The organism is Cellulomonas citrea (genome assembly GCF_009829685.1).
Classification (GTDB): Bacteria; Actinomycetota; Actinomycetes; order Actinomycetales; family Cellulomonadaceae; genus Cellulomonas; species Cellulomonas citrea.
This window is the reverse complement of the sequence record NZ_VWSD01000221.1, coordinates 1-3,261: the sequence shown is the minus strand read 5'-3', so window position 1 is coordinate 3,261 and position 3,261 is coordinate 1. Positions and strand designations below refer to the sequence as shown.

The following is a 3,261-nucleotide window of genomic DNA, read 5'->3' as shown; positions in this document are numbered from 1 at the left end:
CGAGCTGGTCGAGCAGGTCGCCGCCAGGGAGCGCGCCGGCTGGCTGCTGGCCGGCACCTGGGCGAGCGAGGCGCTGCGGGTCGAGGCGTGGCGGCCGCGGTTCGCCACCGAGGTCGACCACCGCTCGCTGCCCCACGAGCTCGACTGGCTGCGCACCGCCGTGCACCTGCACAAGGGCTGCTACCGGGGGCAGGAGACGGTGGCCCGCGTGCACAACCTCGGCCGTCCGCCGCGTCGGCTGGCGATGCTGCACCTGGACGGATCCGGGCACCTGCTGCCCGCCGCCGGTGCCGCGGTGCGCGCGGTGCCCGACGGGCCCGTGGTCGGCACGCTCACCAGCTCGGCTCGGCACCACGAGCTCGGGCCCGTGGCGCTCGCGGTGCTCAAGCGGTCCGCCCCGGCCGACGTCGACCTGCTGGTCGACGAGGACGGGGGCGCCGTCGCGGCCGCCCAGGTGATCGTCGTGCCCCCGGACGGGGTGTCGGTCGACCGGCCGGCACCGCGCGGACCGGTGGCACCGGGCTTGCGGGTCGCCGGCGCACGGTGAACGCGTCGTTGCGGATCGAGGTCCAGGAGCGGGCCCGGCAGGGCTGGTCGCGGGTACGCGCCGCATGGTTCCCGGTGGTGCAGGCCGCGGCCGCCGGCGCCATCGCCTACGTCATCGCGCACGACGTGCTCGGGCACCCGTACCCGTTCTTCGCCCCCGTCGCGTCCTGGGTGGCGCTGGGGTTCTCGCGCAACCGTGAGGTGCGACGCGTCGCCGAGCTGGCCGTCGGGGTCGCGATCGGGGTGGGCGCCGGCGACCTCGTCGTGCACGTGATCGGCAGCGGCTGGTGGCAGATGGCGCTCGTGCTCATCGCCTCGGCCCTCGTCGCCCGGTTCCTCGACCGGGGGCTCATGCTCACGACGCAGGCCGGGGTGCAGGCCATCGTCATCGTCGGGCTGCCGACGGCCTCGGGCGGTCCGGTGGGTCGCTGGATCGACGCGCTGCTCGGCGGTGCCATGGCCCTGGCGGTCACGGTGCTCACGCCGACCGACGTCCGGCGCCGGCCGCGCGAGCTGGCGCGGGGCGTGCTGCGTGACCTCGGGCGGGTGCTGCACGAGCTGGCCCGCGGGCTGTCGACCGGGTCGGCCGAGCGGGTCGAGGACGCCCTGGTGCGCGGACGTGCCAGCCAGCCCGCGCTCGACGAGTGGCTGGACGCGACCCGCTACGCGCACGACCTGGCCCGGGTCTCGCCCGCGGCCCGTCGGCACCGGGCCGAGCTCGCCCGGCTGGTCGAGTGCGCCGTGCTCACCGACCGTGCCGTCCGCAACTCCCGCGTGCTCGCCCGCAGGGCCGGGCCGGTGGTGGAGGACGGGACCGCGGCGCCCACGGTCGCGCGGGACGTCGAGCGGGTCGCCCGGGCCGTGGACGAGCTGGCGGACGCGTTCGGCAGCGGTCGCGACCCGGTGCGGGCCCGCACCGACCTGCTCGCCGTGGCGCACGACCTGGACCCGCACGCCGCGGCCGACGAGGGCTGGCAGGCGCAGAGCCTCGTGCTGCTGCTGCGCTCGCTCGTCGTCGACGTGCTGCAGGTGTCCGGTGCCGACCCGTCGCAGGCGCACGACGTGCTGCCCGAGCTGTGAGCGCAGCGGGCAGCTGCTCGCCGCCGCCGGGGCTCACCGCATAGGCTCAGCCGCGTGATCGTGACCCTGCAGGTGCTCCTCTTCCTGCTCTTCTACGCGGCCATCGTGGCGCTGTGCGTCTGGGCGCTCGTCGACTGCCTGCGCCGGCCGACCGGGGCGTTCGTGTCCGCGGGCAAGCGCACGAAGGGGCTGTGGACGGGAGTGCTCGCGGCCTCCGCCGTGGTCTCGTTCATCGCGGTGCCGATCCCGGGCGGCTACTCCCTGGGGGGCGGCACATTCCAGTTCCTCGCGCTGCTGGCGGCCGTCGCGGCCGTCGTCTACCTCGTCGACGTGCGACCCGCGGTCCAGCCGTACTCGCGCCGCAAGGGGCCGCGCGGCCCGCGCTCCGGCTGGTGAGGGCGGTCGTCCAGCGGGCCACCCGGGCGAAGGTCACGGTGGCCGGCGAGGTCGTGGGCGAGCTGCCCGGTCCGGGGCTCGTGGTGCTCGTCGGGGTGACCCCCGGCGACGGGGACGCTCAGGTGGAGCACCTGGCGCGCAAGGTCGCCGAGCTGCGCATCCTGCGCGACGAGCTCTCGGCGGTGGACGTCACCGCCCCGGTGCTCGTCATCAGCCAGTTCACGCTCTACGCCGACACCCGCAAGGGCCGGCGCCCGACGTGGAACCAGGCGGCGCCCGGTCCGGTGGCCGAACCGCTGGTCGAGGCGTTCGTCGCGGCGCTGCGCGGGCGGGGGCTGCCGGTGGCGACCGGGCGGTTCGGCGCGGACATGCAGGTCGAGCTGGTCAACGACGGCCCGGTGACGATCCTGCTGGAGTCGGTGCCGGACTGAGCCCGTGCGGGTCGTCGCGGTGCGCCGGTCCGCGCAGGTCGCCCCGCGCGCACATGCAGAAGAAGGCCCCTCGGAGTAAGCGTCCGAGGGGCCTTCCTCTGATCGCACACCTGCGGGTCACCCCGCGGTCGCGCCGCTCGACGTGCGGCGGGTGCCCCACCCCTGCCTCGTCCGGCGAACCGGCCGTGCGGGGTGCTGCACCTGCGATCGAACCTCCCGGGTCCGAGCACGTCCCCCGCGCCGTCGTGCGCGGGCCACCAGGTCACCCTGGCGCTGCGGTCGTGCCGTTCTCCGATCGGTTCCGGTCCCTGCGGTCCGCCTGCGGCTGGTCCGGACCTTGCGGTCCGGCCTCGCTGCCGGTGATCCGTCGGGATCGATGGGACAGGTCTAGTCCCGCCGTCAGGGGGCCGCAAGGGGGTGCGTCGACCAGTTTTCGTCCACAGGGTTGAGCACAGGGTCGTCCACAGGGTGACCAGGCAGGACGCCCGTCGGACACAGGGCTGTGCACAGAATTTGTGGACGGTTGGTGTGTCGTTCACCCGGGCTGTCAGACGCGGTGGCTAGCCTGGCCCCGACATCAAGGCCCCTCGGAGTAAGCGTCCGAGGGGCCTTGTCATGTGCGGGGGCCCTGTCGTGTCTCGTGCGGTCGGGCCTGCCCTCGGTCAGCGCGACAGCGCGGCGGCGGCCCGGGCGACGTCGTCCTCGTCGTTCCACAGGTGGAACGCGAGCCGGACACCCCCGTCCCGGCCGGCCACCGTGCAGCCGGCCGCGGTCAGCGCGCGACCCCGGGCGCCGTCCGGGTCGGGCA

4 protein-coding genes are annotated in these 3,261 nt (G+C 75.5%); all 4 read left to right on the top strand.

Translation table 11 applies throughout. The annotated features are described in order from the left end of the window. Nucleotides 1-547, top strand: a 547-nt coding sequence (gene ygfZ / locus F2B26_RS15315; protein WP_369122552.1) for a CAF17-like 4Fe-4S cluster assembly/insertion protein YgfZ, incomplete at its 5' end; no start/stop codon positions are given. Beyond that, nucleotides 544-1,626, top strand: coding sequence for an FUSC family protein (locus F2B26_RS15310; protein WP_159810832.1), 1,083 nt, complete (start codon nt 544-546; stop codon nt 1,624-1,626). The genes ygfZ and F2B26_RS15310, both read left to right, overlap by 4 nt. 54 nt (nt 1,627-1,680) lie before the next feature. Further along, nucleotides 1,681-2,022, top strand: a complete 342-nt coding sequence (locus tag F2B26_RS15305) for a DUF2516 family protein (RefSeq protein ID WP_159810830.1) — start codon at nt 1,681-1,683, stop codon at nt 2,020-2,022. Beyond that, nucleotides 2,019-2,453: a D-aminoacyl-tRNA deacylase gene (dtd, locus tag F2B26_RS15300; protein WP_159810828.1), complete on the top strand. Its 435-nt coding sequence runs from the start codon at nt 2,019-2,021 to the stop codon at nt 2,451-2,453. Before F2B26_RS15305 ends, dtd begins: the two co-directional genes overlap by 4 nt. The last annotated feature ends 808 nt before the right edge of the window (nt 2,454-3,261 follow it).